This is a genomic window from Pseudomonas graminis (assembly GCF_001705435.1).
Classification (GTDB): Bacteria; Pseudomonadota; Gammaproteobacteria; order Pseudomonadales; family Pseudomonadaceae; genus Aquipseudomonas; species Aquipseudomonas graminis_B.
On the sequence record NZ_MDEN01000053.1, the window covers coordinates 1 to 24,963 of the forward strand.

Consider the following 24,963-nt stretch of genomic DNA (forward strand, 5'->3'; position numbering starts at 1 on the left):
TATGGCCACTGCTTACGCTTGCGTCAGCGCCGCTACCTCCCATCCCTTACGTCAAGGCGACTTAACCGAACGCTTACGGTGAAACGGGCGATGCTTGTCTTGGGGAATGTGTGCTGCTTTACAGTAAGGCGGTGTGGATTGCCCTTCTGGGTAGGTTCGTAGGTCACGACGTAATCCTTAAGTATTCACTCAGGCGTTGAGCCACGAGCACTGGTGCCTAAAACATAGAGGAGTAATTGAACTGCCAGTGATCATTCCGTTCACTGGCTGTTTCTTACACCTGTATCGGGCTATCCTGCTGTAGTTGAGGTATTTCTGGTCACCGTCGCCTTGACACCTGTCCGAGGATTGCCCTCGAGGTGGATAGTATTCAACAGGTATTCGTCGGGCAGGCTGGAAAACTTCTGCGCCAGATGTCTTGCCAGGGTATCGCTTGCGGTCGTCAGGATCAGGTTCATGTGATCCATCGAGGTAGCTACGAGCCTGAATATGTCCAGCATGGCGACCCTGTTGAGGTCGTCCAAGTGTGCGATTGGCTCATCAAGTAGGAAGCTGCCTCCAGTGGACTTAGCCCTGGCCAGGTAAAGTGACAGGGCCAAATCCTGTCGCTGGCCTTGACTCAATTTTTCCTGCGCTGCCAGCGGAGTATCGTTACCTTCTGCAAGCACCATCCAGTTCAGGTCGTCCCCAGATACGCTTAGCTTGTGATACACCTCATTGGCATGCATTCGCGAGAATAGTTCTGTCGCCGGACTCAAGAGCGGAGACAGGCTTGATACAGTCACATCACGAACATGATCACCATATCGATTAATAGCTTCATCCGCTGTGAGGATGTGATTTTGACCTGTTTGTAGCTTTTGGCTCACCGCCGACTTTTCTTTCTGAAGCTCGATCAATTTTCCAGCGTCATCTTCGACACTCAGCAACACTTGGCATTCGGCGATTTCCGATTCGTATCCTTCCGCCCTGATGAGTTCCGCCTCTACGCGAGTTTGGGTGGCCGCGTGCAGCTCTTTCGAAATTGGATGGCCATCGTTAACCTGGTTCCACTGGTTTTGAAACCGATTTACAACCTGGGAAATCGCTGCGATGCTGGCGTTGAGTTGATTGGACTCTTGGGCCTTGGCTTGCATAGCCCGAAGCTTCTCGTCCACAGACCGAGCAAGGGTTGTGCGCTCTAATGTATTCGCGTCCAATTGGCGCTGGTAGTGCTCTGAATACTGAGCCAGCCTTTGACGCGCCTCCAAAACTCTGGTGATCGCGTTGGGAGAGGATGGGGATTTAAAGAAATCTTCAACCTCTAGCAGTGATCGAGCAACCTTTTTCGTCCCGATCACAACTATAAGTCGAGCTCTTAGGCCTTCAAAGTGAATAATGTCGGACTCTAAAAATTCGTCCTTACCCATGATGGAGAGGTAGCCTGTTTTCGACTCAAATGCCTTCAAACTATCGCGTACTGACTCGAGCAGCGCGGTGTAGTTCTCGGCGGATTTTTGCTGCGAGCGCGCGGCCTGTAATGAGTCGCTCCAAAGCTTCTCCGTTTTCTGAGCAGTCTCCAGTTTCGTCTTAGCGACCTGTATCTCCGGAGTTATCGCAGCGTAGGTGAGCTGCTGGCGCAAGGTTTCCGCATCGCCCCAGTCGTGGCTGCAGAGTGGACAATTACCGGTTATCGAATTCTCCGCTGCTTCATGCCCTAGCACCCTCAAGCGATCTACCACATTTGACAGCGCGTCGAATTCGGCTTGAGCCTTCTCGCGTTCTCGCGAGGCGTCATTGGCAGATTTTGATAGTTGGATGAAGTTTGCTGGAGGAGGGACAGGGCTCCGCAGAAGGTCAGACCTTTGCTGTAGGAGGCCAAGCAGCGTATCTTTGTTGTGGATCAGATACTCCAAGGCGCTCAGCCATTCCTGTTGTCGGCTATCGTCCCAGTTGTATTCGACAAACTCATCCTCCACAGCCTTGAAAAAATTGACGGTGTTATGGTCTCTTTGAGCGATGATTTCGCTCTTGGCAACGTTGTTCCATTGGGCGAGAATGGCGGTTTGTGACTGCGCCCACCCCACGCCTAGTTTGGCTTGGCCGACGCTTATATCGACCTCAGAAATTTGCCCCGAGAGTTGGCGATGTTCCTTGGTCAAAGTTTCGCTGGTGTCTGTGATTTCGTTAAGCTGCTTTCGGCTAGTCACGAGCTGCTGCATGCTAGACTCATATCCTGCCCACCCTTCTAGCAGTTGGTCTAATATCCCCTTTTGTTGCCTGGTGCTTTGTAGCAGTCTGGCGACTTTCAGCTGGGCATTTTTGAAGTCATCCAACAAGTTTCCAGAAGGCTGACTGTCTTGAAATCCAGACAACACTGAGTTCAGCTTCGGAATGGCTTGATCACGCCCTTGCTGACTTTGAGCCAACCTCGCCTCAAGGATTTCGATGCTTGCCAAAACGCTCTTGAGCTTTGTCTCCAAACCCTGGGTCTTGGGTAACTCGTTTCGGTACTCCTTCAGGTTGCTTAGCGTGCCAGCGAGATGACCAAGACCGAGTATGTCGGCAAATATTTGCTGTCGGGTTGCTGATTCGCTGTTATCTACAAGAAGGGCTAAGGAGTTTGCGTACAACCATCGGCTGTTGCGCAGCCAATCCCGTCTGGCTTTGCTGGTAGCCTGCGCGGTACCACCCGAGACTGAGGTAGGAGTTAACATCACTAGCAGGTCAGAATCTTTAATCTGCCTCATCTTCTTGTCGGTTGCGGCTTTGATCCAGGCTTTGCCCTTGATTCGTTTTAGCTCGTACCTGACGCCGTTTATTTCGCATTCAGCGTGGACAGCAGTATCACCAGATCCCCACTCGCACGAAAAATCAGTAGTCGTTGGAAGGTCATTCACTTTGTTTGTCAGCAGCCACTCCAACGCATAGCAAATGGTGCTTTTGCCAGTTCCATTTGCAGCGTGGATGACGGTGAGACGTGCGTCGAGAGGGATTTTTAAGACTTTCGGGACGCCCCGAAAATTTCTGATCTCGACCGAGAGGAATTTTATGGCTGAGTTATTCATTCAAATCCCACTTCTTTCCATGTTGGCGGGCTAGAACCTTTCCGGTCGACCCAGCGATTGCCTGCAGCAAGCTAGTAACACTATCGTTGTCAGTGTCGAATGCTGAGAATTCGGTCTGCGCTGATGGCGCCGCCAATCCAAGCGGGGTAACGCGCTGACAACGTTGCCAACCAGTGGCATCAGGGTACACAACATGCTTTCTCACGAATCGTGTGTCTTTTTCGACTTCGTTCATGAAGTGCTTCAGCTCATTGGTCATTCCTGAGAGCGCCAGGACTAAGTATCCGTCTACGACTGAACCTTTTTTTTCCAGTCGCAGAAGTCCTGCGTCCAGGAAAGCTTCAGCCTGTCTGGTTTCTGCCCAGACTTCATCTGGCGTAGTGCCTTCAATCCGTACCAGCAGAACCGCCGCAAATTTTGTAGACCAATATTTCACTTGATTCGGTAATGGTGGGCCAGGCCAGTGAGGGTCGTTATCAAATATCAGGAGTTCTTCTTGAGGCGATACGAAGCCAGCATCGATAGCTCGCTCATCCAGGAGCTTTATTAGTTCATTGAGCATCTAGAGTTTTCCTGCGAGTGGCAATGTCATCCAAGAAGTCCTCGACCGCCATTGTTTCCTCTTCGTCACAGCACGAATGAACTTCATCAAGCGGAAATACGTAGACTCGATTCACCATGCTGACGTCCGTGAATGACCCCCTTTGACGCGGGCCTGTCGTGAAGTCTAGGCGTTCTTCGCTTTCATTTTTGAGTTCACCCAGTTTTTGGTCTTTGATTTTGCCCTCAGCATTGGCAAAGACCACGAGGTGAGGGTGGTTGGCAGTGTCTCTCGCCCACTCGTAAAGCTCTACCGTCATCTGTCTTACGAGGTAATCGTCGTTTGTCCACGCGAGCACGTTGTATTCACCTTCGCTCGGTGTGCTGAGCTGGAGATGACCTTTCGACCCAGGCTCGGTTATCCATTTGGCACTGCCGTGGGACTTGAGATAACTGAGGGCGCAAACCGCCTTCATTACATATTTTCCAGAGGCGGCGAGGTCTTCCAAGGAGAATGCTTTTTCTGGCGCCACGCCATGACGCGTCTGATACGCAAACGACTGGGAGTCTTTCAGCCCTCCTTGCTCAATCAAGTCGTCCAAAATAGCTAGTTGATCCCTTACCTCTGGAATGTAGTAGCTGGAGGGTGGGTGTCGATCAAAGAGCTCATGCAGCTCGACGGCTGATGGCATCAGGTCACACGTGATACCCCCTGCCTGCAATCGATGGCCTCTAACGCGCTTGAGAAAGATATTCGTACCCCAACTGAGCGTAAGGGTAAGGCTGCCGCTCGTACTCCTGCGCATCACGCGACTGGGGGGCTGCATGGAAGGTGGGCTTGATCGCGTATTTAGATCGGTTTCGGTGGCAGGAAAAATACCGGTAGCACTGTGAAGCTGCAACTTACAGTTCTGAAGTCTGGCGCTGTTCGCTGATGCTATCGCAACCGGGGAAATCAATCGGCGTGCATGGTAATCGGCGAGTGATGTCACGACATCCATAAGATCGTCGATGTGCTGGGAGGCTAAAACCAGATTCGGGCGTTTGAATTTATCCTCGGCTTGACTGGCGATTAGCCTACGTAAATGAGAGTTTCTGTTCGAGGCCGGATTGACGAAATCATCACCTAATGTTGGCCATATGATCATGTCCTTGAAGGCGAGTCGAAGTGAGAAGCTGCCGTGATCAAGGGTCGGATCTTTAGGGGCGGTTTCAACCAGCACATGGCAGCTGATCTCACCTTCCGCGCCATTTGTAACCCAGCACCATCCTGCTCTGTAGTCTTGAGCTGATGCGGGCTCCCAGAGCGGATCGATCCAAGAGATGTTGTCTGCAACTCGCCAGGCGTTGAGTTGCAACCCCGTCACTGCCCCGCACCCCACTAGAAGTACGAGTGGGCTTGGATACGCTTCTACCAATTCGTTAATTTCTAGCCACTGCGCTGGCGTGGCTGCTGCCGAACCGGCAGTTACAACTATAGGTCTGCTGCCAAATACCTCTTTAAGAGTTCCGGATTTCGGGTTAAGCATGCCCTGCAAGAATGGCAATAGATCTTGGCCTTGGATCAGGCATACGTTGAGGTCATCCCCCTCTCTTAGCTCCCAACTGATGTACTCCGTACGAATCTTGCTCAGGGAAGCCTCTTCTCCGGCAGGCAATGTCCCTCCAAGAGAAGCTAAGTAATCCCGCACGACCTTTAAGGTTTCGCCGGCATCCGAGTCCAGCTTGAAGTATGTATTTCTTACCGAAGGGTGCTTGCCTACCAAGGCCGATAAGCTATCTTTTCTCAGAGCCCTGGTTTCTAAGGTAGGTATTCGCTGCCACACAATTGCGCATAGTTCGGCAGGGGTTAGTTTGTTGAGGGCATCGTTTTTCTGAAAAGTCTTGGATTTGTTGAAGACTTTTTCACAAGCTTCTTGAAAGGCATCCAGTCTGTCGTTGAATCGCTTGATACCCTCCCCTTGAAGGAACTCAAAAGCATCCGTGGCTACGTCATCAGCCGCCGCAAAGTAGTATCGGAACGTTTCACCGATAGGGGGCGCAATTTGCGGTCGGATGTGTGCATAAAGGAAGAACTTGCAGGTTTCGTAAATCACCGTACCGAGATCAAGCTTTTTCTTTAGACACTTGCATTGGATAACCCCAGCTGGAACGCCTGCCTTGAAGAGAATGACGTCTCGACCTTGGTCGGCTCCATCGTTGAGACGACCCACCACGTCGTACCACGTGTCATTGTCGCGCTCGTATTCGGCCCGATATACGTCTGCGACTAAAAGCTCAAAATGAGCATCACCCATGCGTTCGAATGGGAGTTGCCCGCAATCCATAGCGAACAGATCAGGAGCGATTGTCTTGTCCGCTCTAACCTTCGCTTCCTCCTCAGGACTGATGAGTGAGATCTCTTCTTCGGCCAATTTCCGCTCCTAGCGTTCAGTGACTGGCATCGTGCTGAGCCTGGCGTTTTCCATTAACACAGTGGCGAGCAACTGGCTGAGCAGAGTCGTTGCTGTGTTTGGAAGCTAAGAGGGTGGCGATGCCAAGCGGCCGTCATCATAAGTCGTGCAGGAGCCAGAAGATAGCCGCTGAACTAATACGCCCTCCCTCTTCCGATAAGCGTCAGTGAGCCCAACCGGTTCGAACATCCTTCTCTCGGCTTAAAAGCAAATACAGGCTCCGCTTTTCAAGATCGCTCGGGTAGCTCGAAAGGCGGGTGTCCGTACCCGCAGTCTCAGGAACAGGCATCCTGGGGGATGCAGCTAAGGACTATAGGTCGATGGCTATAGATAGCCTCGTTGGGTGAACTTATTCGATATTCACCTGCGGCTCCTCATAGAGCCAGTGGACTCGCAAGGTAGCGGTGAGCGGTAAATTACTTAACGGACACCCGTTTATTCAAGTTGGTCAAAACACTCTGCTGCAGAACGCGCCCGGTGGGGATACGAGACTGTAAGCTCCTGTTCGTTCAATGCGAATCTTTTGAGTTTAAAGGTTCCATAAATCTCACGCATCTCATACATTTTAATAGGTTTATCTCGCCCCTCTAATGCTTTAATAATCGTGTGCTTAACTGAGTCTATGCAACGTGTGCCAAAGGTCACGTCAGTTAGTTCGAGTGGTGAGTCTGATAGTCCCCGGCGTCCTATCAATCTCCATTCTTTCTCATAACGCCAGTCTTGAGCTTTACGCAGCAACACCGAAGCATCAACTTCCTTTCGCGCAGCATCATCAGCGTTAAGCATCGCGGCTACTTTGCTTGCATCAATGAGCCTGCTGCCTCCATAGGCTACTTTATGAAGGTTTTCCTGAACGTTCAGAGGAACCTCGTAACCGATACAAAGACCATGATGCTGGTCACCATAGTGGCTCCACATAAGTGGACACGAGTTTCTCGCCGCGAGCGAGAGCACGCCCTTGCCGTATGCTTGAATGAGTTCAATCTGTAACTGGTAGGTCAAGAGCTTAATTTGCGGGTTAGGTGAGATGGCAGAATATTCAGGATTGGTCGCATTGTAAGCAATGTCCGCAATGATTCTATCTGCTTGACGTTTACTATGCCGATGGATGTGATCTATGGTCTTAGGGCCGCGATACATTATCGCCTTGGCAGCGGCTTTCATCTCAGCAGAGATTCTGTTCTCTATCAGTATTCGGAGTGTGTGTTCGAGCTGGTCAACAGGGAGATCTGGGTTAATGCAAGGCTTCGTGTCAAGTGGGTCATTGAACGAAGCAGGATCTGCATAGTAGATCTTGTCTGACACCAGTAAATCGACGGTCAGCGCACTGAATGCTCTGTATTTGTACAACCGTTTTGGCACTTCCATTTTGGCATCCTTGGCAAATCGTTAGAAATCTCAAACAGCATAATTTAATCGTAACACGTGTACTCCAGCCTGATTTTTAGCCCTGTCCCGGATACCTTGATGCGTCCGCTCAACTATTAGCAATTCATGCTACGTCACCCCCATTGCAGCGACGTCACTGGGAGTCCAGCCAAGTCTCTACTTTGTGGAGCCTGCCAACCTCAAAGAGCTTCAGCATCGCCGAGTCTAGTATCTTGAGTAGTCGCTGCTTCCGTCAGGGATGGAAACCACTCGTCAATCTCGTTATTGCAGTGCTTGGAGTCGCTGGGGGCCTACCTCACGATCATGTCTACTACCGCTCTGAACAGCCTTGTACCGTCTTCAGGCCAGCCCCGCTTTGAAAGCTCGTCGGTCACGTCGATAATTCCTGCGTCACCCAAAAAGTCAGTGGTATCTGGATAGTGAATGCCTGCCAGCCACACCTTGGCCACACCTGGCTCTCGGTCAAAATACGACGGAAAATGCCAGCCACCAGTCGTGCTACCACGGTGGGGAAAATTGATGGCAGCTTTCCCCGTAATGTAATGCTTGTGCGAAACACGCTTGAGATCAAAGTCAAGCAGTGGCTGGAGCATGAGATCTACCCTTATCACGCATAGGCGATTTAAACGCGCGAAATGAAAGGAAGGCAAATGACGATGCTGCGCAGATTCTGCATGGTGGCATCTGGCCTTAATTCACACCCTGCTCGGGTCGAAGTAGGTTAAAGTGAATCAATGGGTAAGCAAAGCCTCCCAAGGCATGAAGGAGCATCTGGGTTGGAAAGGACTTATGCGTTTGTCGACGAATCCGGAAATCATGATCTAGAAACCTCGAAGCAAGGTAGCTCCGGATTTTTCGTTGTGTGCTCAGTGCTTGTTTCTGAAGCAAGCTTGGGAAGAGCTTATGAGCTCGCTGAAGCGCTGCGAGTGCGGCATTTCCAGACAGGTGAGATCAAATCTAGCAAGGTTAAGGTCAAGAATGCAGAACGGCGCGTCCGCATTCTGAGTGACCTGGCAGAGCTTCCTCTGAAGCTCTACTTCACGGTCGTCGACAAGTCGAGGGTGTACAGAGATGGGGGGCTTCAGTTCAAAAAGTCCTTCATTAAGCATATCAACGGCATGCTATATCAGCGACTTTTTTTTGACCGCCCAAATCTGCAGATGACCGTTGATGAGCACGGCGGTGCAGAGTTCCAGGAGAGCCTGAAAGCGTATGTTCAGGCCCGTTATGTCGATGATCTCTTCGGCGATGATCAATCCTTTCAGACCAAGAGCAGCAAAGACGACGTCCTCATACAGGTAGCAGATTTTTTCGCCGGTTCGGTCGCCCAGATCTACGAGGGTAAGGCTGGAGAAGAGGTCGTTAAAGCCTATAAAAGAATTTTGCGTGATCTGACGCTTGGTCTCGTTGAATGGCCGCCGAAATATCAATCGCTTCTTGCTGCTCCTGCCGACGATTATCAGTACGCGGATTATCGAGTGCATCAGGAAGCACTTAAACAGGCGGATCAGTTCATCGCCAAGATCGGTAAGCATCCTGACGAAGATGAGCGCTTACAGCGCTGCATCCTTGACTACCTTCGGTTCCAGAGCGAGTTTGTCAGTAAGGATTACGTGACGATGGGTGACATAAAAAGTCATTTGTCTGATCGTGGATTCGGCGATCTCAGCGACCAGAAAATCAAGTCAAGCGGCATTGCAAAACTTCGCGATTCCGATGTGATCATCACCAGTGCGTCCAAGGGGTACAAAATTCCCCAAACACGGGCTGATATCAATGATTTCCTGGGGATGACTTCTGGGCAAATAGTGCCGCAGTTGGAGCGAATCAAGAAGGCTCGTGATGTGTACATGCTGAGCAGTCGGGGAGAGTACGATATTTTGAAGGCAGCGAACTTGCCAGAGCTTGAGAAGTTGCTGGCTTCACTTGACACTCTTGGAGAGGGTGGTCATTAGTCTTCAATGGCTGCTCCTACCTTGGCGGGGCTGGTGCAATGGAATAGGGGGGGGGCGACTGAGCGCATACATGGATCGAGACCTTGAGCGGAAAATCGTAGCCGCCCAAAAAGACTTACAAGCTTGGGCTGTTACCAACGATCTTTGGTATGACAGCGGCTTCACCTCCTATGCGAAGCGTGTACAAGTAGAGCCTGGCGAAGGCGCGGTGGTTTTCATTCTCTACAGCAGTGGAGAGCTTGCACGTATGCTCGATGAGGATCTAGATCCAAAGTTTCGAGCAGAGCTTGATGCAATCGCTGACTCGCATGGTTTCTGGTATGACAACTACGACGGCTACTCATACTATTTTTACACCACAACCGAAGAACTCCAAGAAGCTTACGACCAATTCTTTCACTGGAAATGGGTCTGTAGCCTGATCATCGAAGACTTTGGCGATGTCTACGCTGAGCTCTATCGGTATTTTCAAGTTCGTCCTGATCGGCTTTACAATCTGCATCACCGCGAATTCGAAATTGCTTTACCGCGTATTCCAGAGCTTAGGATATGAATCAGAGCTGGGGCCGGGAGTTGGAGATGGAGGGGTTGACGTCAAACTACTTCAGCGGAGTCCGTTAGGGGATACCTTGGCTTATGTCCAAGCTAAGCGATATGCCCCTAATCGACCCATAGGTCTTGAGGCCGTGCAGGCTTTGCGCGGGGCGGTAGCAAATGACGGTGTAGATCTTGGCATATTTGTCACCACCTCCCGTTATTTACAGGGAGCGCAGAATTTTGCACATCGATCATCAGGAATACTGGAACTGAAGACTTCTGCGGACGTTGCTCAGTGGTGTCAGCAAGCGCAGGAGGGAATTGTCAAAGACAAGTCGGTATTAGTTTCGGATTCGCATCGATTATCAATTCTGCGTCGTATCGAGGATGGCAGTCACGCGCTGGTCGTTCACGCTCACACTGGCTATCGAACAATCGGCAACAGCTTTGCACTTGTACTCAAAGAGACTAAGCACGCTGCTCTCCTCATGAGTCTGCCACGGCAGATTATCAGCCAAGACTCACATGGACTCGAGGGGCATGAGATCCCAATTTTAGATAACCAGGTACTGTCTTCTAAAAATGCCGGTACGGTCTTCCGCGTAAAGCGGTCATTGGATGATCAGGGGAGGGTGAGCTACTGGGATGGGCAAAACCTTTATTCGACCTGGAATCGGCAGCCAAGTCGCTTCAGCCATTTAGACTAACCCCCTAGAGGGAAATCGGTTTGCGATTGCAGCCTGTGACGGTTGAAACTAGCTTCTCATTTTTGGTTCTCCTTTCCTACGTTCATGCAGCGACCGAGTTTAATGTCGCGTTACGCGGCTAAAAGGATGAACGGCCAATCCATCACGAATCTGCTGGAAGCCAGGTCTGAAGACGATGGGGTTGGCAGGATTTGAGAGCAGTGAGAATTGCGACGCCATAGCTGAAATCGCCGGCCGATTTTAGCCAAACTTACTATAATGAGACATTCTCGATTCATTATGCGACGAATTTCAATTTGCCCCCTGTAAATTTTTTTAAAACGACGGAGTTGTTATATTTGAGAGCAAAGAAAAAGCAGAGCGCGTAGGGTCAACAGAATCCCGCGCTTCTGGCCCAATTTCTGAGATCATTAAACGCAGCTTGGGCTTCAGCTTCTCGCTTCGCTTTTCATGTTTTTAGCCCCGGTAGGGGGCAGAGGAGTCGCCGTTTCGACCGCTAGGTCGCTGCTTTTCATCTTTGTGTTCAAACAGGTAGCTCTTAAATTTTCAGAAATCTGTCGCCTGACACAGACCTTTTGGCTGGGATTACTACGTCTGAAAATTGGAGGGGCGGGATGGACTACAGTTTGGAATCAACGATCTGGAAAGAAGCGCAGGCAACGGTAACCGTCCGGGCAACACACCTTCCTGACACCGTCGCTTGGGGCGATGGTGTCCACCCAAATATAGGTGGACACCATTTTTAGCCTTTTTAAGCGGACGCCCATGCCACAAGAACGCCGTTCCTATTCCAAGTCCTTCAAGGCCCAGGTCATTGCTGAGTGCGCCCAACCTGACACTTCAATTGCCAATGTCGCCTTGACCCACAACCTCAATGCAAACCTCGTCCATAAATGGATTCGGGTGCATGCACAGAAAAACCTGACACTTCAAACCGCCTTCATCCCGGTCAAGACATCGCCGCCGGTGCCGATGCATCAGGCCCTTCCTGCCACGATCCGAATCGAAGTGCCGCATTCAAAAGGCGTAGTCGTGGTGAGTTGGCCGGCAGAAAATGCAGCGGCGTGTTCTGCTTTCCTGCGAGACCTGCTGCGATGATCCGCATCGACTCCATCTGGCTTGCCACCGAGCCCATGGACATGCGCGCAGGCACTGAAACTGCGCTGGCGCGGGTCGTGGCGGTGTTCGGTGCGGCGAAGCCGCACTGTGCTTATCTGTTTGCCAACCGTCGTGCCAATCGCATGAAAGTGCTGGTGCATGATGGCTTGGGGATTTGGCTTGCTGCCCGGCGCTTGAATCAAGGACGTTTTTTTTGGCCGGGCGTGCGGCACGGCTCTGAAGTCGAGTTGGATGCAGAGCAACTTCAAGCCTTGGTGCTCGGCTTGCCTTGGCAACGCGTCGGTTCCGGAGGAGCCATCTCGGTGCTCTAATTCGCCTGCCATGGCCTGCTTGCCAGCGCAATTGGCCCATCAGTCTATCGCCGCCACTAGCCCTCTCTGGCAAAATCGGCGGCATGACTTCGCATCCGAATCTCGATCAATTAAACCCTGAAGAACTGCGTGCCTTGGCGGCGCAGTTGATCCAGCGCGTCGAGACGATGGACAAGCAAATCACTCATCACAAATCGGTCAACGAGAAGCTGGCCCACGAGATCGCGCTGCTCAAACGCTTCAAGTTTGCCAAGCGCAGCGAGCAGTTGAGCCCGGATCAAGCCAGCCTGCTCGACGACTTGATCGATACGGATATCGCCGCTATCGAAGCCGAGTTTGAGGCGCTGCAACCGGCACCTGTCGAAGCCAAAGTGCGCCAGCAACCCAAGCGCGCACCGCTGCCACCGCAGTTTCCTCGCACACTGATCCATCACGAACCGGACAACAGCCACTGCCAGTGCGGCTGCGCACTCAAGCGCATCGGCGAAGACGCCAGCGAAAAGCTCGACTACACGCCCGGCGTGTTCACAGTCGAACGCCACATCCGTGGAAAGTGGGCCTGCGAACAGTGCGAAACACTGATCCAGGCGCCGGTACCGGCGCACGTCATCGACAAAGGCGTCCCGACCGCAGGCCTGCTGGCCCACATCATGGTGGCCAAGTTTGCCGACCATCTGCCGCTGTATCGCCAAGAGAAAATCTTCGGCCGCGCCGGGCTGCCCATCGCCCGTTCGACCTTGGCGCAGTGGGTGGGCAACTGCGGCGTGCAATTACAGCCGCTGGTTGATGCGCTGCGCGAAGCCGTGCTGACGCACGACGTCGTTCACGCCGACGAGACGCCGGTACAAATGCTGACGCCTGGTGCGAAAAAAACTCATCGCGCTTACGTCTGGGCCTATGCCACCAGTCAGTTCTCCAACCTGGCGGCGGTCGTTTACGACTTCAGCCCGAGCCGCGCTGGCGAACATGCCCGAGCCTTCTTGGGCAGTTGGAACGGCAAGCTGGTCTGCGATGACTTTGCCGGCTACAAGGCAGGCTTTGAACTGGGCGTTACGGAGATCGGCTGCATGGCCCATGCCCGCCGGAAGTTCTTCGACTTGCACGCGACCAACAAGAGCCAGGTCGCCGAAAAAGCGCTGAACTACATCGCGGCCTTGTACGAAGCTGAACGAGAAGTCCGAGAGCTGGAGCCGGGTGATCGGCAGCGAATACGGCAGGAAAAAGCAGCGCCAATCGCCGACGCACTTCATACCTGGATGATCGCCCAAAGACAGCTTGTGCCTGAGGGTTCGGCCATCGCCAAGGCGCTGGATTACAGTCTCAAACGCTGGATAGCGCTGACGCGCTATCTCGATGACGGTGCCGTGCCCATCGATAATAACTGGTGCGAGAATCAAATCCGGCCGTGGGCTCTTGGGCGTTCGAACTGGCTGTTCGCGGGATCGTTACGCAGCGGTAAACGTGCAGCGGCGATCATGAGTTTGATCCAATCGGCGCGACTCAACGGCCATGATCCGTATGCTTATTTGAAGGACGTCCTCACGCGCCTGCCGACGCAGCGGGCAAGTGAGATTGCGGAGCTACTACCGCATAGGTGGCGACCGGTTTAGTTGCGCAAGACGGGATGCCCGGACGCACCTCCAACTGGTGCCATTACCGGTCTACTTAGCCTTTATGCTGGTTATCCATGCATTCCTCCCTACAGCTTCGCCCGGTTCAGCCGATAGTTTTCGTACCAAGAGAAGCGCGGCAATTCGATCCTGTAACAAAGGAGAGTAAGCGGCTTTTGAGGAAGATCTCTTGGAATGCTTTCATTACCTCATAACCATAAATGAGAGATGGGCACTTTTTAACGCCTAAGAAAGCACTCACAGACCTTGAGTGATCGAGAACCCGATGAATTTATTAGCGCCTGCCCTGTTCGTTACCAACCGTGTTCGATTCCCCATGAAATTCGCAATTTTGGGATTTATTGTCCTGATTCCTCTGCTCCTGCTAGGCACCCGGGTGATGCTTTCACTGAACACGAGCATCACGGGCATCAAGCATGAACAGGTGGGTCAACAATACTTGTTGGACGTCACCCCTATCCTGCGTCTAACCATGATTCAGAGGGCGCTGACACACGGCATGCTCAGCGGTGACACCAACGCAGTAGCCAATGCAGCACGCAATGCTGAAAAGCTTAACGATGCCTATGCGACTCTTGCTGCGCAGGACGCAAAATTTAGCACCCAACTGGCAACGACAGACCGAGTTCAGACGTTGCGTACCGCTAGTGTGCATCTGGTTGAACGCGCCAAAGCAGGCGAAGCACCTTTGGTGATCTTTTCCGCGTGGAACGACCAGTTAACCGACCTAATGAATTTCGTTTACTACATTACGGCCACTTCCGGCATGATTTTGGACGAAGACGCAGGTTCGTTGTACCTCATCGATCTAAGCTCTATACGTCTGCCTCGGCAAATAAATCTGGTCGGACAGATTCGCGGTCTGGCCAGCGGTTTTAGCGCTGACCGTCCTCTGGACGACACCACTCGTATTTTTGCCCAGACTTTGTTGAAACAGGAGCTGCTAATGCGTCAAGAGTTGCAGCAGAGCCTTTCCCTGCTTCGCCGAGAAGAGCCGAAATTATCTGGTGTAGTTCAGCCGTCTGTAACAACAGCCATTACCGACCTGGAAAATCTGCGTAAAGACCTGGTGGACTACCTTGATCCGAGCAAGCGCTCAAACGTGAATGCCAACACCTTGGGCGAGCGTGGAAACGCCGTCGTTGCTCAGTTTTACAAAGCTCAGGATCAGATGCAGGAATCGCTGCGAATTCGAATTGATGAGCGTCTGAATACACTGAGTAATGAGCGTACTTTCGGCACTGAGCTATTTATCGCCATTGCGATACTGCTGCTCTATGCGTTCGTCGGCATCTACAAGGCTCTGCGGATTGGGGTTGATGAGCTCCTAGCTGTGACGGCACGTATTGCTCAAGGCGATCTGAGCGCGCGCGTCCGAATCAACAGCCACGATGAAATCGGTGATGTAGGCGAGGGACTTAACCGCATGGTAACGGCCTTCTCTGGCTCACTGAGCCAGGTGGAGCGTAGCTCGCATTCAGTCTCAGATGCGGCAAAGCGACTAGAGATCTCCATAGGCCAAGCCAAAGCCTCAATGAACTCACAACAGGCTGAAACCGAGCAGGTTGCTACTGCCATCAACGAAATGACCGCGAGCGTTGCCGACGTGGCCCAGAATACCGAGGGCGCAGCACGTGCCGCTGAATCTGCAAGCAGTGCGTCTAACGACGGCTTGAAAGTTATGATTGAAACAAGTGCCGCTATTGAGGCGTTGGCCAACGAAGTGGAGCTCAGTGCAAGCAAAGTCGAAGCGTTAGCGACACACAGCAAAGAAATCGGTGGTGTCATCGAGGTCATCAGTACCATCGCGGATCAGACTAACCTGCTGGCCCTTAACGCGGCCATCGAGGCGGCGCGAGCTGGCGAGCAAGGCCGTGGTTTCGCGGTCGTGGCTGACGAAGTGCGGACTCTGGCCTCGCGCACACAAAACTCCACAGAAGAAATTCGACGGATCATCCAACAGTTGCAAGGCGCTACTGATGCCGCTGTTCAACAGATGAAAGCTGGGCAAACCCGAGCTAGGGAATGCATTCAGGCAGCGAGCCAAGCGTCTGGCAGCCTGAACCAGATCAATGAAGCAGTAGACGGAATTGTGGGCATGAACACTCAGATTGCAAGTGCGGCGGTGCAGCAACATTCGGTCTCAGAGGATATCAATCGCAACGTCATCGGCATTCGAAACAGCAGCTTAATCGTCATGGAAGGCGTAGAGGACAACGCCGTAACGGCTGACGAGCTTTCATTGCTCGCTAATGAACTTCGCAGCGTAGTCGGCAAGTTTAAGTTATCCAGCAACGCTTGAAAGGAATCTCAAGCGTTTCAATTGTTGATAGCACGAGAAAGTGCTTTGATCGGGTCTGACTGGGGTGATGATGCCCGGCAGTCCCTGATCGACATTGAGGGCTGAGCTTCATCGTTGCGCAATCTCGTAAAACAATAGAGCCAGCTACGCTAGATGACTTGCCCGGACGGTTACAGGCAACGTTTCACGGGGAAGCGTTCACCGACGTTGTAGAGCTCGCTGCTAGCAGCTATAGAAGACGCCCGGGTTACTCCGGGATTGAGCGGATTTATGCCTCAGATGTCGGTCAGACCGGGCTACAAGCCCTTCGATATGCATTGAGGCATGTGGATCACGTACCTCGCGACGAACCTCTGCCTCGGTGCGTTTCCGTGAGGGCTGCCCTCAGGGCGCACATCTATCATTTCCTGGAGTCACAGGTCGTCCGGGCTGGTGTTGCTTCTGAAATGATTATGGAGGATCACTTGGCCCGGGCGCTTAATCTATGAACAGGCTCAGATGGGATGGTGGGTACCTGCGCGACCCCAACTTTCTTACTGCCGCACGCCAGACCCCGTACAAAAAACCTCCTGAAGGGCATCGGAAGCAGCGCGCTGAACTTCCCGCACAGCGAGCGCGGTGAATCCTTAGTAATGATGATTCGTGGCAAAGCGACATTCCTAACCAAGACATGATTCAGCTGTAACGACACCCCTCGCAAACCAAGGGAAAAGAAAGTGGTGCCCAGACGTCGTTTGAGTCGGAAGCTGGCAGCCCGGAATTTTCTTGGTCTTCCAGTCCTATGGTTTCGCGGTCATACACGTGAGCATTCAAGCCCACGGTTTCTAGGCAGTGCTTGCGGTCTACTTTTTGAGCTTATCAGGGGGCTGTTTGACGGCTAGCTCCGTTTCGCGGATCACTCGGCCCGAACTGCCATCCAGCTTAATGACCTTTGTTCCGACAATTAAGAATGTGCTTTTGCCGTCCGCTAAGATCAGATGGCCGCTAAGCCGCTCACTCTTGTCCGTGATCACCGTATGGATATCATCCAGCCCCTGCGACGCATCCAGATGCGTATATTTGGTGAAGTCCGCCAAGCCCGTCTTCACTCCTATTTGAACCCCGAGTGCCGGAGCGAAAAAGGCCACGAACAGGAACATCCCGATCCATGCCGAGAGCCCAACCACGATGCCTGCGGCAAGGCGCTTCGTTATCAGGCTGACAAAGCCTGCCGCAGCTAGGACGAACGCCAGAGCCAGCAGTGCAGGGCCTATGATCGGTAATTGACTGGCTGCATGGAGTGCCCTGGAAAAAAGATCGACGTAACCATAAATCAGTAGGGTAGAGGTTCCTAGCGCTAGCTCATTTATGTCGATCCCGAATTGCTCGTAACGCCCTACTAGAATGGAGTACCCATAGATTAACAACGCTGCCTGCGATACCAGTGCTCCGGAGGTGACCAGTTTGAAAGCCAGTTCCGTGTTGGTCGTCGCTTGCTTTTTGGCTTGTTGCTCTGGGGTGTCGGCCTTCAATGCTGGAGGCATGGTCAGAGCGACCGGAGTGATTAGCTCTACCTTCAAGGTGTTGTCTTTTTTCCAAAACATGGTGCTTCCTGCGCATGTGATTGATTTGAAACAATACCGCGCGATCCAAGTTTTCGGTACCTCTGCTGACGGTCTCAACGCGATCTTATGGCCCTAGTGGGTTGGCTACATCTCATTCATACCTGTTTCAGAGCGGCCGTCATCTCATTCGAGACCCGGTGCTTTGACTTTGTGCCCAAATGCACCGATGCGATGAGTTCGACCTCTGGGCACATCCAGAAACTGGAGCGGAAATGCTCTAGTATCCCGCTTCGCTGCCGATGGCTAACTACCCTAGTGGACGGTAGTGCTCACAAACGTGCTTGCACCGTGAAGCCGCCGAGTACTGAACAACTTTGCGAACTCGACCGCGCCTTTGAAGTTGAGCTGAGACGAGGCATAAGATTTCATCAGCAGCAAGCGGGGCAGAGCCCAGTCCCATTTTTCCTTGATGAGATTCTCGACGCCTTCCAGCAGTGACTCGATATCGTCCGGATCCAGCTCAGCGATCTTGGCGAGCGCGTCAGCGACATCCTTTTGTGAGCCGCCCACCGATAATGCAAGGCCTGAGCTCTCGCAAGCCATTCCTACATGGTTGAACATGAGTACCAGGGCGTCGTTGGTTTGATCACCACGCCAAGTCACTAGATGAGTTTTCGAGTCAGACCCATAGGTGAATTTGTCTGCAAGGCCGAGTGAGCCGAATGACTTCCGGGCTTCGCTGAGCAATTCCTGTGCTTTGCTATCGATGAAGGGGCAGGGCGTCGTTTCGGTGAGTACAGCGCGCATTTCCTCGCGGACATGATCGTGCACCATTGCACCTAGCCCGTCGAATTGGGGTGGCTGACCGCCTCGGGCTGCAGTGACGACGATCACCTTTTTTTCGATATCGACATCCAGTACCCGCCAACGCCGACCACCAAAGATGATTCGCTGGCCTTTCATCAGAGGCCTACTAACAGGTATTGAGCCAAGCGGTTTGCCCTCTCTTACCAGCCTGAATTCTTCGTCGCTGGTGAAAGCACTGTAGAACTCGTAATGGTTGATGAGTCGTTCGCCGATCTCTCCTGGAAGCAACAGACCTGAGCTGTCCTGCACAATCAATTTCTTCTCGCCGAGACCTTTCAGTAGGGAGAAGAAATCAGTCTTGGAAATGCTTTTGAATGTCCCGCTTCCAACAAGCCCACCCCACAGGTGGGCAGCGCTGGCGCCTCCTTGCTGTGCGATCACTGACAGAATCTGTTGCACCAGAGTCGAGGCGTGCAAGCCCTCAGCCCTGGGCGGCTCGAACCAGTTGCCAATTAGTAGCCTGATCATCGCGATGGTTTGGACGAGGTTCTGGCGTAGCAGGTCTGACAATAATGATTGGTCAGTCAGCTCCCGTTCCTGACAGTAGGCCCGGAGAGTGGCAGGTTCGTCGTTGCGGCGGCCTGACCTGCCTAGGCGTTGGCGCAGGCTTGCAACTGATGGAGGCGAACCTATCTGGACAACTGTCTTGATGTTGCCGATGAGGCATGCAGCCGGCGGTCTGGGTTTAAATCGGCGTGCATTGTGACCAGCTTTCGCTCCATCGCAATGCCCCGGACAAGGTTGAGGAAGAAGGTTTTCCCGGCCCCATATTCGCCTACAACAATCCTGAAGGCGGAGCCGCCGTCAGCGAGTCGATCTATGTCTTTCAGAAGGGCGTCCAGTTCACCCGCTCGACCCACCTGAATAAGATGCTGGCCCGCACGAGGGACTACACCGGCTCGCAATGACTGGATGACCGCATCGCGATCCTTTGGGCGTATCGTGCTCATAGGGCTAATTCTTCCAGGATATCCGGGTTGATCTCGATGGGGTCATCCCCCTCAGAGACTGGCATGTCGAACCGCTCAAACGCCATGTCGTTGATTTGCTCAAGAGCGCCATCCAGCATGAGCTCCATATCAGTGGCCACATCTTCCAGCTCTTGGCGGCTCCATTCGCGACGTGACACGATCATTCGCAGAAACGCTGAGTGCTCTGTGTCGAGCCCATGTACGGTCGCTGCATGGTCAGTGGGCTGATCCTTGATGCTGTCCACGATGGCAGGCGGTTCTGGAAATTCATCGCTGAATACTTCGGCCAGCAACGCTGACACCACTGCCGTTTCGCGCTGGAGCTGCGCAATTTTATCCATGTCCAGATTGAAGCTTTGGGTCGCGGCAGAATTGCCTGGCATCTCACCGGTCTGGTCGGAACTAGGCAAGGCACCAAATCTGGGCGCCGTGGAGATATTTTGAGGAGGGGTGATGGCTGCGCCGTGTAAGTCCCCGTAAAGCAACTGGGGATCCAGCTCCAGAGTTTTATAGACGCGTTCCAGCAGCCGGACTTCCTGCGGCGAAACGTTTCCGTCAGCTTGAGCGAGATGAGCGAGAAACCTGGCCATGGCGCGCTTGGCGTCGGCGCCCAGAGGGCTCAGCTTCTTCTTCAGGCTCGCCAGGGTAGGTGGCTGCAGAATTTGGATCTGCAAGTGGGCTTTCAGCCGTTTGCGATGCGCTGTGCCAAGATGATTCCAAGAGTCGATATGCTGCCCGAGCTGAGCCATTTCCCCAGTCGACGTGACCCCATCTGCAGCCGCGACCGCACTTGCTAAATCCAGCGTAACCACTGCGGCCTGGTAGGCCGAGGTTGTCCGTACACTCGCGTCTTCGTCACCTGCCGCGAACAATACGATCGTGTCCAGATTCTTGGGAGTTCGGCTGCCGGACAGTACGTCCGGCTCGAAGCCAATATTCAAGGACTCGAATGCTCTCGCCAAGGCGACGATTGTTCCGCGCGGAAGAGCGCCTGCAGATCCAAAGCGTCCTGCAAGATCCTCGAAGGTCATGACCAGATGCTCCTCGCTGACCTGCCGTTGCAGGTCAGCGATCACATCCTTTGCTGCTGCCGGCCAAAGGGCAATGCCAACCGCAGCGACATCGGCATTTCTAGGCCACCCGATTCGACTCGAGGCGGTACGTTCAAGTACGTCTGAGGTTCCACACTGATGAGCTGGATGTGGTTCAGAAGGTTGGACGCGTAGTTTCGAAACGATGTGTTCTCACCATAAAGCGCTCTTAACCGCTTGACCTCTTGAACGATGGCCGGCAGGCCAGCGCGGGCTACATCATCTGTAATCGAGTCAACGACCGCCCGACGCTCAAGACCATAGAAGAAAATGAAGACGTAGCCGATATCCACATTGAGCGTACTCCGCCCTTCGGACAGCCACTGCAGGTAGCCACGTCTTGCAGCAGGAGAGATGCCGCTGTAACTGGGCCAGTAGCCGGTGATCCTTTCGGTTAGATCCACATGCACAGCCTGTACAGGCAGCTGGGCGTCAATCAGCGAGGGCTCAAGGTTTAAGGTGCGGTCTGCTTTTTCAGCGAAATAAACCATGCCACCGTGGATAATCTGGCCTCTGACAGAGAAGGTTTCATCCTTTCCAATCCATCGTGCATTGGTAACGATCTGCTTGGGCTTGGGGATCGAGAACTGCCGCTCAGGTGTACTCACCCTCACCACGTGGAAATCCGAGCGGGCACCTTCGGTGTTGCCCACTTCAAGACCGATTTCTGATTTGGGTTCGTAATTCGACAAGTTTTTAGTCTGACCTTTTGAGTCGGCGAGGATCGTCTTCGTCGGGCGAGGAGGGTCGTTTGATGAATATCTAAAAGACTTTTTGACTAGCCATATGAAGCCAGCGATCCCCGCCAAAACCGCTACCACGAGCCGAATCCGAGGTGGGACAGCTGCGATGACCACGACCAATATGAAGATCCAGGTCGCCATAGTCGCCATGTTCGGGCTGCTTTTTTGCTTCCTTGCCATTAAGCGCTTCCATGATAATGGGCTGGCTTAGTGGGAGTATCTGCATTTTCTCACCGGACGCCAATCATCGCGCTTGCTGTCGAGATGATGTGCCGACCAACGCAACATCACTCTCCATCGGTTGCGCTGTTGACGCGAGCTTCAAAGCCTTTAGCTCGGCCTTGAGCCCGTCGTTTATGGCTATCAAGGTATGTGCATCAGCTTTCAACCTTCGGATGTCAGACCAGGCCTCCTGAAGCTCGTCCAACAGCATCAGACACTGGTGCTGGTAGCTTTCGAGTTCGGTGGGCATTCCACGGTCTAGCGCGGTGGTAGGTGTGGATTGAGTGGAGTGAGTCATAAGATTGCCGTCAGGAGTACGTATGTTCTCCTGCTAGAGTAGCTCCAGATACTGTATGGATCAACAGTTCTGTAGCGCAGTTACTGCCGCCTAGAATGACGCCATCGTATCGCCCTAGAGTCCCGCCCATGCCTGCCTCGCTGACTCGTCCCACCCCTGCACCCTATCTGGCGCCTGATGAAACCGTAGTGTTGTTCGACGGGGTCTGTAAGCTCTGCAATGGCTGGGCGAAGTTTTTGATCCGGTATGATGGCGATCACCGTGTCCGGCTTGCCACCGTTCAGTCCGAGGAAGGTCAGGCGCTGCTAGCTTGGGCAGGGTTACCCGTCGATACGTTCGATACGATGGCGGTTATCCGCGATCGTCAATACTGGGTGAGGTCGGATGCGTTTGTTGAGGTCATCAGTCGGCTGCCGGCCCCTTGGCCCTACCTTCAAGTGCTGAAGGTATTTCCACGCTGGCTGCGGGACTGGGTTTATGACCGTATCGCGCTCAACAGGTATCGGTTGTTCGGCCAATACGATGTCTGCCTGATGCCGACTCAAGATCATGAGCGTCGCTTTCTCAAGGGGCAGCCATGACCCCCATGCGCCGAGCACATTGGCTGGGGCGTGGCGGTCTCGCATTCATGTTTGCTTACCATGGCCTGGTGCCGAAGCTGATTGTGCTTAGTCCTGGGGAGCAACTGTTGCTGCGGGCCCATGGCCTGGAGGGCGCGCCCTGGCTATCTCGTGGCGCAGGCGTAGCGGAACTGGCATTAGCAGCGCTACTGCTATTCGCACCCCGGAACAATGGGCCATTGGCGATCGCCGCTATCGTTTTAGTGGGGTTGCTTGTGGATATCGCACTGGTGCAGCCCGCACTCCTAGTTGATGCTTTTAACCCTGTCAGCCTGAATATCGCAGGGCTGGCGCTTTGTGCCGTCGCTTGGGTTACCCGAGCACAGCCCCTAACTGAACTACCCAGCCTGCGGGATTGAACCTATGTCTCCAGGACGCAATGATGCTCGTGCTGATTGGGGGGCTCGTGCATCGAAGGTAAGCTGACCCTTAAACAAAAAGCTTTCGGGTGAAGTAACACCACCTAACTGCCGGCTCAGGATGTCAAAAACTCCAATACATGCACCACGAGATTTGCCACGTCTACCCAGGCGCCGTCATTCCATATTCGGTTAAAGGTTTCCCGTTCGGGATACGCGGCGATTCCCAGGGCGGTCAACCCGATTGCCCCCAGCACCCCACCAACGAACCACGAATGCACGATCAGGCCGCCAATGCCAAGTAATGTGAGGGCGATGCCGCATAATAGGTACGCCAGACGCAGATAGGGGAGCTTGACGTTGCTTGGGGCCAAGATGGCTGCACTCGCAGTGATGACTTGGGGGGGGGGGGGGCTGGCAACCGGCCATCACAGCATCCATCTGGAGTTTGTAAGCAGATTTATATCGTTTCGTGGTTTCTCTGGTCTCCTCCCACGAAACGCCCCACCATGCTTGTGCCCTACGTGCATCCCACCAGCCTATTTGCCACTGTAGTGCGCGCCCGTCGGGCCGGCTGTCGTGAACCAAGCCGCCTCACTGCGTGGGCGTCTTGGCCCTGGCGGGCTTCCATCCTCGCGCCTGCGCGCTCCGCTTACATTTCAGCTCTAGCCTTGTTCGTTACACAGTCATGAGCAATGCCATCCACTTCGCTTGAAATGGATGGCATCGGATTTATACGCTGACCCGCGTCACGACATTTGCGGCCGTTTAAACACCTTAGCCGCCGCATGCAGGTAGGAGTAACGGGACAGCATCAGCGGTGGAAGCGATTGTTCGTTGTCCCTTTGACGTTGTCTATGAACCAGAACCACTGCTCATTCGCTTTGACGATGCTGCATTCTTCGCCATATGCCGTGTAGGTCACGCAAATGACATCCCCTGTGATTTCCCAGCTCCCCGCAGCTTCAGCCATTCCTGTTATATGAATCTTGGCTTTGCCGTCAGTTGTGAGGATCTCAGTGAAAGACTGCCCGCTCGTAGTCACGCTTTGGTGCGAACGTCCTATAAATTGATTTGTAATTTCGCTACCGCTGATTTTCACGGCGTCTGGCGGCGGCGGGGAGTGAGCGTCCTTTGCTGGACTGCTTGCACCGCTGGCGCAACCCATCAGGAGAATTGCGAATGCAGCTATGTAAATCGCTTTCATGAGTCATTCCTCTGTTAAAAAGGTATGAGCCATTCGAGGTGGAGACAACATCAACTTCGCGCTACTGACATCCCGAAATATCTCCCTGCGCAGATATCCAGACAACTGGCTCCTATTAAATCTAGCAGCTTATGCCTGCGTTGCCGGTAATCCGTACACTGCTTACGCTTCACTTAGGTAGGCAACGGTTATGAGCCCTAAACGGCTATCGGTTGATCATTGACTACGTCTGTTTGAGGGCGAGGACAGAAAAAGAGATAACAGGCAAAAGCCTCGCACAGAGCGACCTTCATGACGGCCCAAGCTGATCCGGTCATCGACGTTCTCTGCCATGCCGCACGTAAGAGCGTAGTGATTTGATCGAGGCCAGGCTCTCAGGCCAAACAGATCCCTCGTGCTTAGTCTGACCACCAGTCCTTTTCCCCGCTTCGTAAGCGTCCAGTTAAGTCACCTTGACGAGCGAGAGCCGGGAGGTAGCTCCAAGAGTGTGAGCATTGGCCAAACCTCTAACCAGCTTTTGGACTTGACGCGCTTTTGATAGATAGCATTTTTCTCTGTGGCGAACCTTCCCGCAGGGCGGATGATCAAGTCGAAAAGATCATCAAGCCCAAGCGGCGCGGCGATTTCGCATGTGCCGTTCTCTAGCAGCCTTACTGCTACCGCCGTGGCAGTTTCTGGCCAGTAACGCATTGCATCGGTCGTTGAATGATAGGGATCATCGCCGTTTTGAACATGCATTCTCGCTTGGTTTTTCACAGACCACAGCACATTCGGATCTAGGTCTCTGAGGAGCGCTTCCAGAGCATCATCGTGTTTCTGTGCGCAGCGCTCGCCATCAAACCAGATGACGTCAACGTCTGTTGAGACCGGTGATGAGTCGCGACCATGTAGATAATCCCAAACCGCGTTTCGGACGAAACCTGCTCCTATCCAGCAGTCTGGCAAGTTTAGAGAGCGTACTATTTCGAGCAGCCTTCGCCGAACGGGGTCATCCGAAATAATCGCTTGGATTGTCGAGCTATTGTTCAATCAGATATCACCTTGTTGAAG

The 24,963-nt window shown here is 53.2% G+C and carries 20 protein-coding genes and 4 pseudogenes; 10 read left to right on the forward strand and 14 right to left on the reverse strand.

The features are described from left to right. Nucleotides 1-290 precede the first annotated feature (290 nt). From BBI10_RS03995 to BBI10_RS04015, 5 genes and pseudogenes are all read right to left on the reverse strand, one after another. Entirely contained in the window at nt 291-3,047 is a 2,757-nt protein-coding gene (locus BBI10_RS03995; protein WP_065986989.1) for an AAA family ATPase, read from the reverse strand. Then, nucleotides 3,040-3,609 carry a hypothetical protein gene (locus tag BBI10_RS04000; RefSeq protein ID WP_065986991.1) on the reverse strand — a complete coding sequence of 190 codons (570 nt, stop codon included), beginning with the start codon at nt 3,607-3,609 and terminating at the stop codon, nt 3,040-3,042. Before BBI10_RS04000 ends, BBI10_RS03995 begins: the two co-directional genes overlap by 8 nt. Continuing rightward, a complete protein-coding gene (locus BBI10_RS04005; RefSeq protein ID WP_065986993.1) occupies nt 3,599-6,001 on the reverse strand; it encodes an ABC-three component system protein in 2,403 nt (800 codons plus the stop codon). The genes BBI10_RS04000 and BBI10_RS04005 overlap by 11 nt, the downstream gene beginning before the upstream one ends. A gap of 474 nt (nt 6,002-6,475) precedes the next feature. Next, complete coding sequence (locus BBI10_RS04010) at nt 6,476-7,408, reverse strand: DUF2971 domain-containing protein (protein WP_065986995.1); 933 nt, start codon at nt 7,406-7,408, stop codon at nt 6,476-6,478. A 154-nt stretch (nt 7,409-7,562) separates the two neighbouring features. Then, a pseudogene (locus tag BBI10_RS04015) lies at nt 7,563-8,022 on the reverse strand (hypothetical protein). A gap of 141 nt (nt 8,023-8,163) precedes the next feature. Between BBI10_RS04015 and BBI10_RS04020 the strand changes: the two are divergent. The 8 genes and pseudogenes from BBI10_RS04020 (at nt 8,164) to BBI10_RS28510 (ending at nt 15,991) form a co-directional block, all read left to right on the forward strand. Beyond that, entirely contained in the window at nt 8,164-9,384 is a 1,221-nt protein-coding gene (locus tag BBI10_RS04020) for a DUF3800 domain-containing protein (RefSeq protein ID WP_244160304.1), read from the forward strand. Nucleotides 9,385-9,454: 70 nt separating this feature from the next. After that, nucleotides 9,455-9,937, forward strand: coding sequence for a hypothetical protein (locus BBI10_RS27070; RefSeq protein WP_141695107.1), 483 nt, complete (start codon nt 9,455-9,457; stop codon nt 9,935-9,937). After that, a complete protein-coding gene (locus BBI10_RS04025; protein WP_083233011.1) occupies nt 9,825-10,628 on the forward strand; it encodes a restriction endonuclease in 804 nt (267 codons plus the stop codon). The genes BBI10_RS27070 and BBI10_RS04025 overlap by 113 nt, the downstream gene beginning before the upstream one ends. A 765-nt stretch (nt 10,629-11,393) precedes the next feature. Then, nucleotides 11,394-11,726: an IS66-like element accessory protein TnpA gene (gene tnpA, locus BBI10_RS04030; protein ID WP_003317539.1), complete on the forward strand. Its 333-nt coding sequence runs from the start codon at nt 11,394-11,396 to the stop codon at nt 11,724-11,726. Beyond that, nucleotides 11,723-12,058, forward strand: coding sequence for an IS66 family insertion sequence element accessory protein TnpB (tnpB, locus tag BBI10_RS27875; protein ID WP_065987000.1), 336 nt, complete (start codon nt 11,723-11,725; stop codon nt 12,056-12,058). Before tnpA ends, tnpB begins: the two co-directional genes overlap by 4 nt. Nucleotides 12,059-12,141: 83 nt before the next feature. Continuing rightward, the gene (locus BBI10_RS04040) at nt 12,142-13,668 is read left to right on the forward strand and encodes an IS66-like element ISPsy43 family transposase (protein ID WP_017707762.1); all 1,527 of its coding nucleotides are present in this window, start codon (nt 12,142-12,144) and stop codon (nt 13,666-13,668) included. 1,192 nt (nt 13,669-14,860) lie between these two features. Next, nucleotides 14,861-15,115 (forward strand): annotated as a pseudogene (locus BBI10_RS28505) (HAMP domain-containing protein); the annotation flags it as partial. 159 nt (nt 15,116-15,274) lie between these two features. Further along, nucleotides 15,275-15,991 carry a methyl-accepting chemotaxis protein gene (locus tag BBI10_RS28510; RefSeq protein ID WP_370445645.1) on the forward strand — a complete coding sequence of 239 codons (717 nt, stop codon included), beginning with the start codon at nt 15,275-15,277 and terminating at the stop codon, nt 15,989-15,991. An 842-nt stretch (nt 15,992-16,833) separates the two neighbouring features. Here the strand turns inward: BBI10_RS28510 and BBI10_RS04050 are convergent. The 6 genes and pseudogenes from BBI10_RS04050 to BBI10_RS04070 all read right to left on the reverse strand — a co-directional run bounded on the left by BBI10_RS04050 (nt 16,834) and on the right by BBI10_RS04070 (nt 21,679). Beyond that, nucleotides 16,834-17,574, reverse strand: coding sequence for a hypothetical protein (locus tag BBI10_RS04050; protein ID WP_065987004.1), 741 nt, complete (start codon nt 17,572-17,574; stop codon nt 16,834-16,836). A 273-nt stretch (nt 17,575-17,847) separates the two neighbouring features. Further along, nucleotides 17,848-19,062: pseudogene (locus BBI10_RS04055) on the reverse strand (DEAD/DEAH box helicase); the annotation flags it as partial. Further along, nucleotides 19,041-19,352: pseudogene (locus tag BBI10_RS04060) on the reverse strand (BREX system ATP-binding domain-containing protein); the annotation flags it as partial. The pseudogenes BBI10_RS04055 and BBI10_RS04060, both read right to left, overlap by 22 nt. Then, complete coding sequence (locus BBI10_RS27880) at nt 19,349-20,449, reverse strand: tellurite resistance TerB C-terminal domain-containing protein (protein WP_244160305.1); 1,101 nt, start codon at nt 20,447-20,449, stop codon at nt 19,349-19,351. The gene BBI10_RS27880 and the pseudogene BBI10_RS04060, both read right to left, overlap by 4 nt. Continuing rightward, entirely contained in the window at nt 20,446-21,387 is a 942-nt protein-coding gene (locus BBI10_RS27885; protein ID WP_244160306.1) for a TerB N-terminal domain-containing protein, read from the reverse strand. Before BBI10_RS27885 ends, BBI10_RS27880 begins: the two co-directional genes overlap by 4 nt. A 64-nt stretch (nt 21,388-21,451) precedes the next feature. Further along, nucleotides 21,452-21,679, reverse strand: coding sequence for a hypothetical protein (locus tag BBI10_RS04070; protein WP_141695108.1), 228 nt, complete (start codon nt 21,677-21,679; stop codon nt 21,452-21,454). Between the two features lie 176 nt (nt 21,680-21,855). Between BBI10_RS04070 and BBI10_RS04075 the strand changes: the two genes are divergently transcribed. Both BBI10_RS04075 and BBI10_RS04080 read left to right on the forward strand, forming a co-directional pair. Further along, a complete protein-coding gene (locus tag BBI10_RS04075) occupies nt 21,856-22,308 on the forward strand; it encodes a thiol-disulfide oxidoreductase DCC family protein (protein ID WP_065987010.1) in 453 nt (150 codons plus the stop codon). 47 nt (nt 22,309-22,355) lie between these two features. Then, nucleotides 22,356-22,706 carry a DoxX-like family protein gene (locus BBI10_RS04080; RefSeq protein WP_347876460.1) on the forward strand — a complete coding sequence of 117 codons (351 nt, stop codon included), beginning with the start codon at nt 22,356-22,358 and terminating at the stop codon, nt 22,704-22,706. Between the two features lie 116 nt (nt 22,707-22,822). Here the strand turns inward: BBI10_RS04080 and BBI10_RS04085 are convergent, their stop codons facing one another. The 3 genes from BBI10_RS04085 to BBI10_RS04095 all read right to left on the reverse strand — a co-directional run bounded on the left by BBI10_RS04085 (nt 22,823) and on the right by BBI10_RS04095 (nt 24,942). After that, nucleotides 22,823-23,080, reverse strand: a complete 258-nt coding sequence (locus BBI10_RS04085; protein ID WP_065987014.1) for a hypothetical protein — start codon at nt 23,078-23,080, stop codon at nt 22,823-22,825. 440 nt (nt 23,081-23,520) lie between these two features. Then, complete coding sequence (locus BBI10_RS04090; RefSeq protein ID WP_065987016.1) at nt 23,521-23,913, reverse strand: hypothetical protein; 393 nt, start codon at nt 23,911-23,913, stop codon at nt 23,521-23,523. Between the two features lie 447 nt (nt 23,914-24,360). After that, nucleotides 24,361-24,942: a nucleotidyltransferase family protein gene (locus BBI10_RS04095; protein ID WP_065987018.1), complete on the reverse strand. Its 582-nt coding sequence runs from the start codon at nt 24,940-24,942 to the stop codon at nt 24,361-24,363. Between the last annotated feature and the right edge of the window lie 21 nt (nt 24,943-24,963).

Excerpts from the sequence above, each read along its gene's own strand:
- BBI10_RS04020 (WP_244160304.1), top strand. The coding sequence starts at position 8,164 with ATGGGTAAGCAAAGCCTCCCAAGGCATGAAGGAGCATCTGGGTTGGAA.
- BBI10_RS04025 (WP_083233011.1), top strand. The coding sequence starts at position 9,825 with ATGTCTACGCTGAGCTCTATCGGTATTTTCAAGTTCGTCCTGATCGGC.
- BBI10_RS03995 (WP_065986989.1), bottom strand. The coding sequence starts at position 3,047 with ATGAATAACTCAGCCATAAAATTCCTCTCGGTCGAGATCAGAAATTTT.
- tnpA (WP_003317539.1), top strand. The coding sequence starts at position 11,394 with ATGCCACAAGAACGCCGTTCCTATTCCAAGTCCTTCAAGGCCCAGGTC.
- BBI10_RS04090 (WP_065987016.1), bottom strand. The coding sequence starts at position 23,913 with ATGAAAGCGATTTACATAGCTGCATTCGCAATTCTCCTGATGGGTTGC.
- BBI10_RS04040 (WP_017707762.1), top strand. The coding sequence starts at position 12,142 with ATGACTTCGCATCCGAATCTCGATCAATTAAACCCTGAAGAACTGCGT.
- BBI10_RS04075 (WP_065987010.1), top strand. The coding sequence starts at position 21,856 with ATGCCTGCCTCGCTGACTCGTCCCACCCCTGCACCCTATCTGGCGCCT.
- BBI10_RS27885 (WP_244160306.1), bottom strand. The coding sequence starts at position 21,387 with ATGGCAAGGAAGCAAAAAAGCAGCCCGAACATGGCGACTATGGCGACC.
- BBI10_RS28510 (WP_370445645.1), top strand. The coding sequence starts at position 15,275 with ATGACCGCGAGCGTTGCCGACGTGGCCCAGAATACCGAGGGCGCAGCA.
- BBI10_RS04070 (WP_141695108.1), bottom strand. The coding sequence starts at position 21,679 with ATGCCCACCGAACTCGAAAGCTACCAGCACCAGTGTCTGATGCTGTTG.
- BBI10_RS04010 (WP_065986995.1), bottom strand. The coding sequence starts at position 7,408 with ATGGAAGTGCCAAAACGGTTGTACAAATACAGAGCATTCAGTGCGCTG.
- BBI10_RS04000 (WP_065986991.1), bottom strand. The coding sequence starts at position 3,609 with ATGCTCAATGAACTAATAAAGCTCCTGGATGAGCGAGCTATCGATGCT.
- BBI10_RS04050 (WP_065987004.1), bottom strand. The coding sequence starts at position 17,574 with ATGTTTTGGAAAAAAGACAACACCTTGAAGGTAGAGCTAATCACTCCG.
- BBI10_RS04080 (WP_347876460.1), top strand. The coding sequence starts at position 22,356 with ATGTTTGCTTACCATGGCCTGGTGCCGAAGCTGATTGTGCTTAGTCCT.
- tnpB (WP_065987000.1), top strand. The coding sequence starts at position 11,723 with ATGATCCGCATCGACTCCATCTGGCTTGCCACCGAGCCCATGGACATG.
- BBI10_RS27070 (WP_141695107.1), top strand. The coding sequence starts at position 9,455 with ATGGATCGAGACCTTGAGCGGAAAATCGTAGCCGCCCAAAAAGACTTA.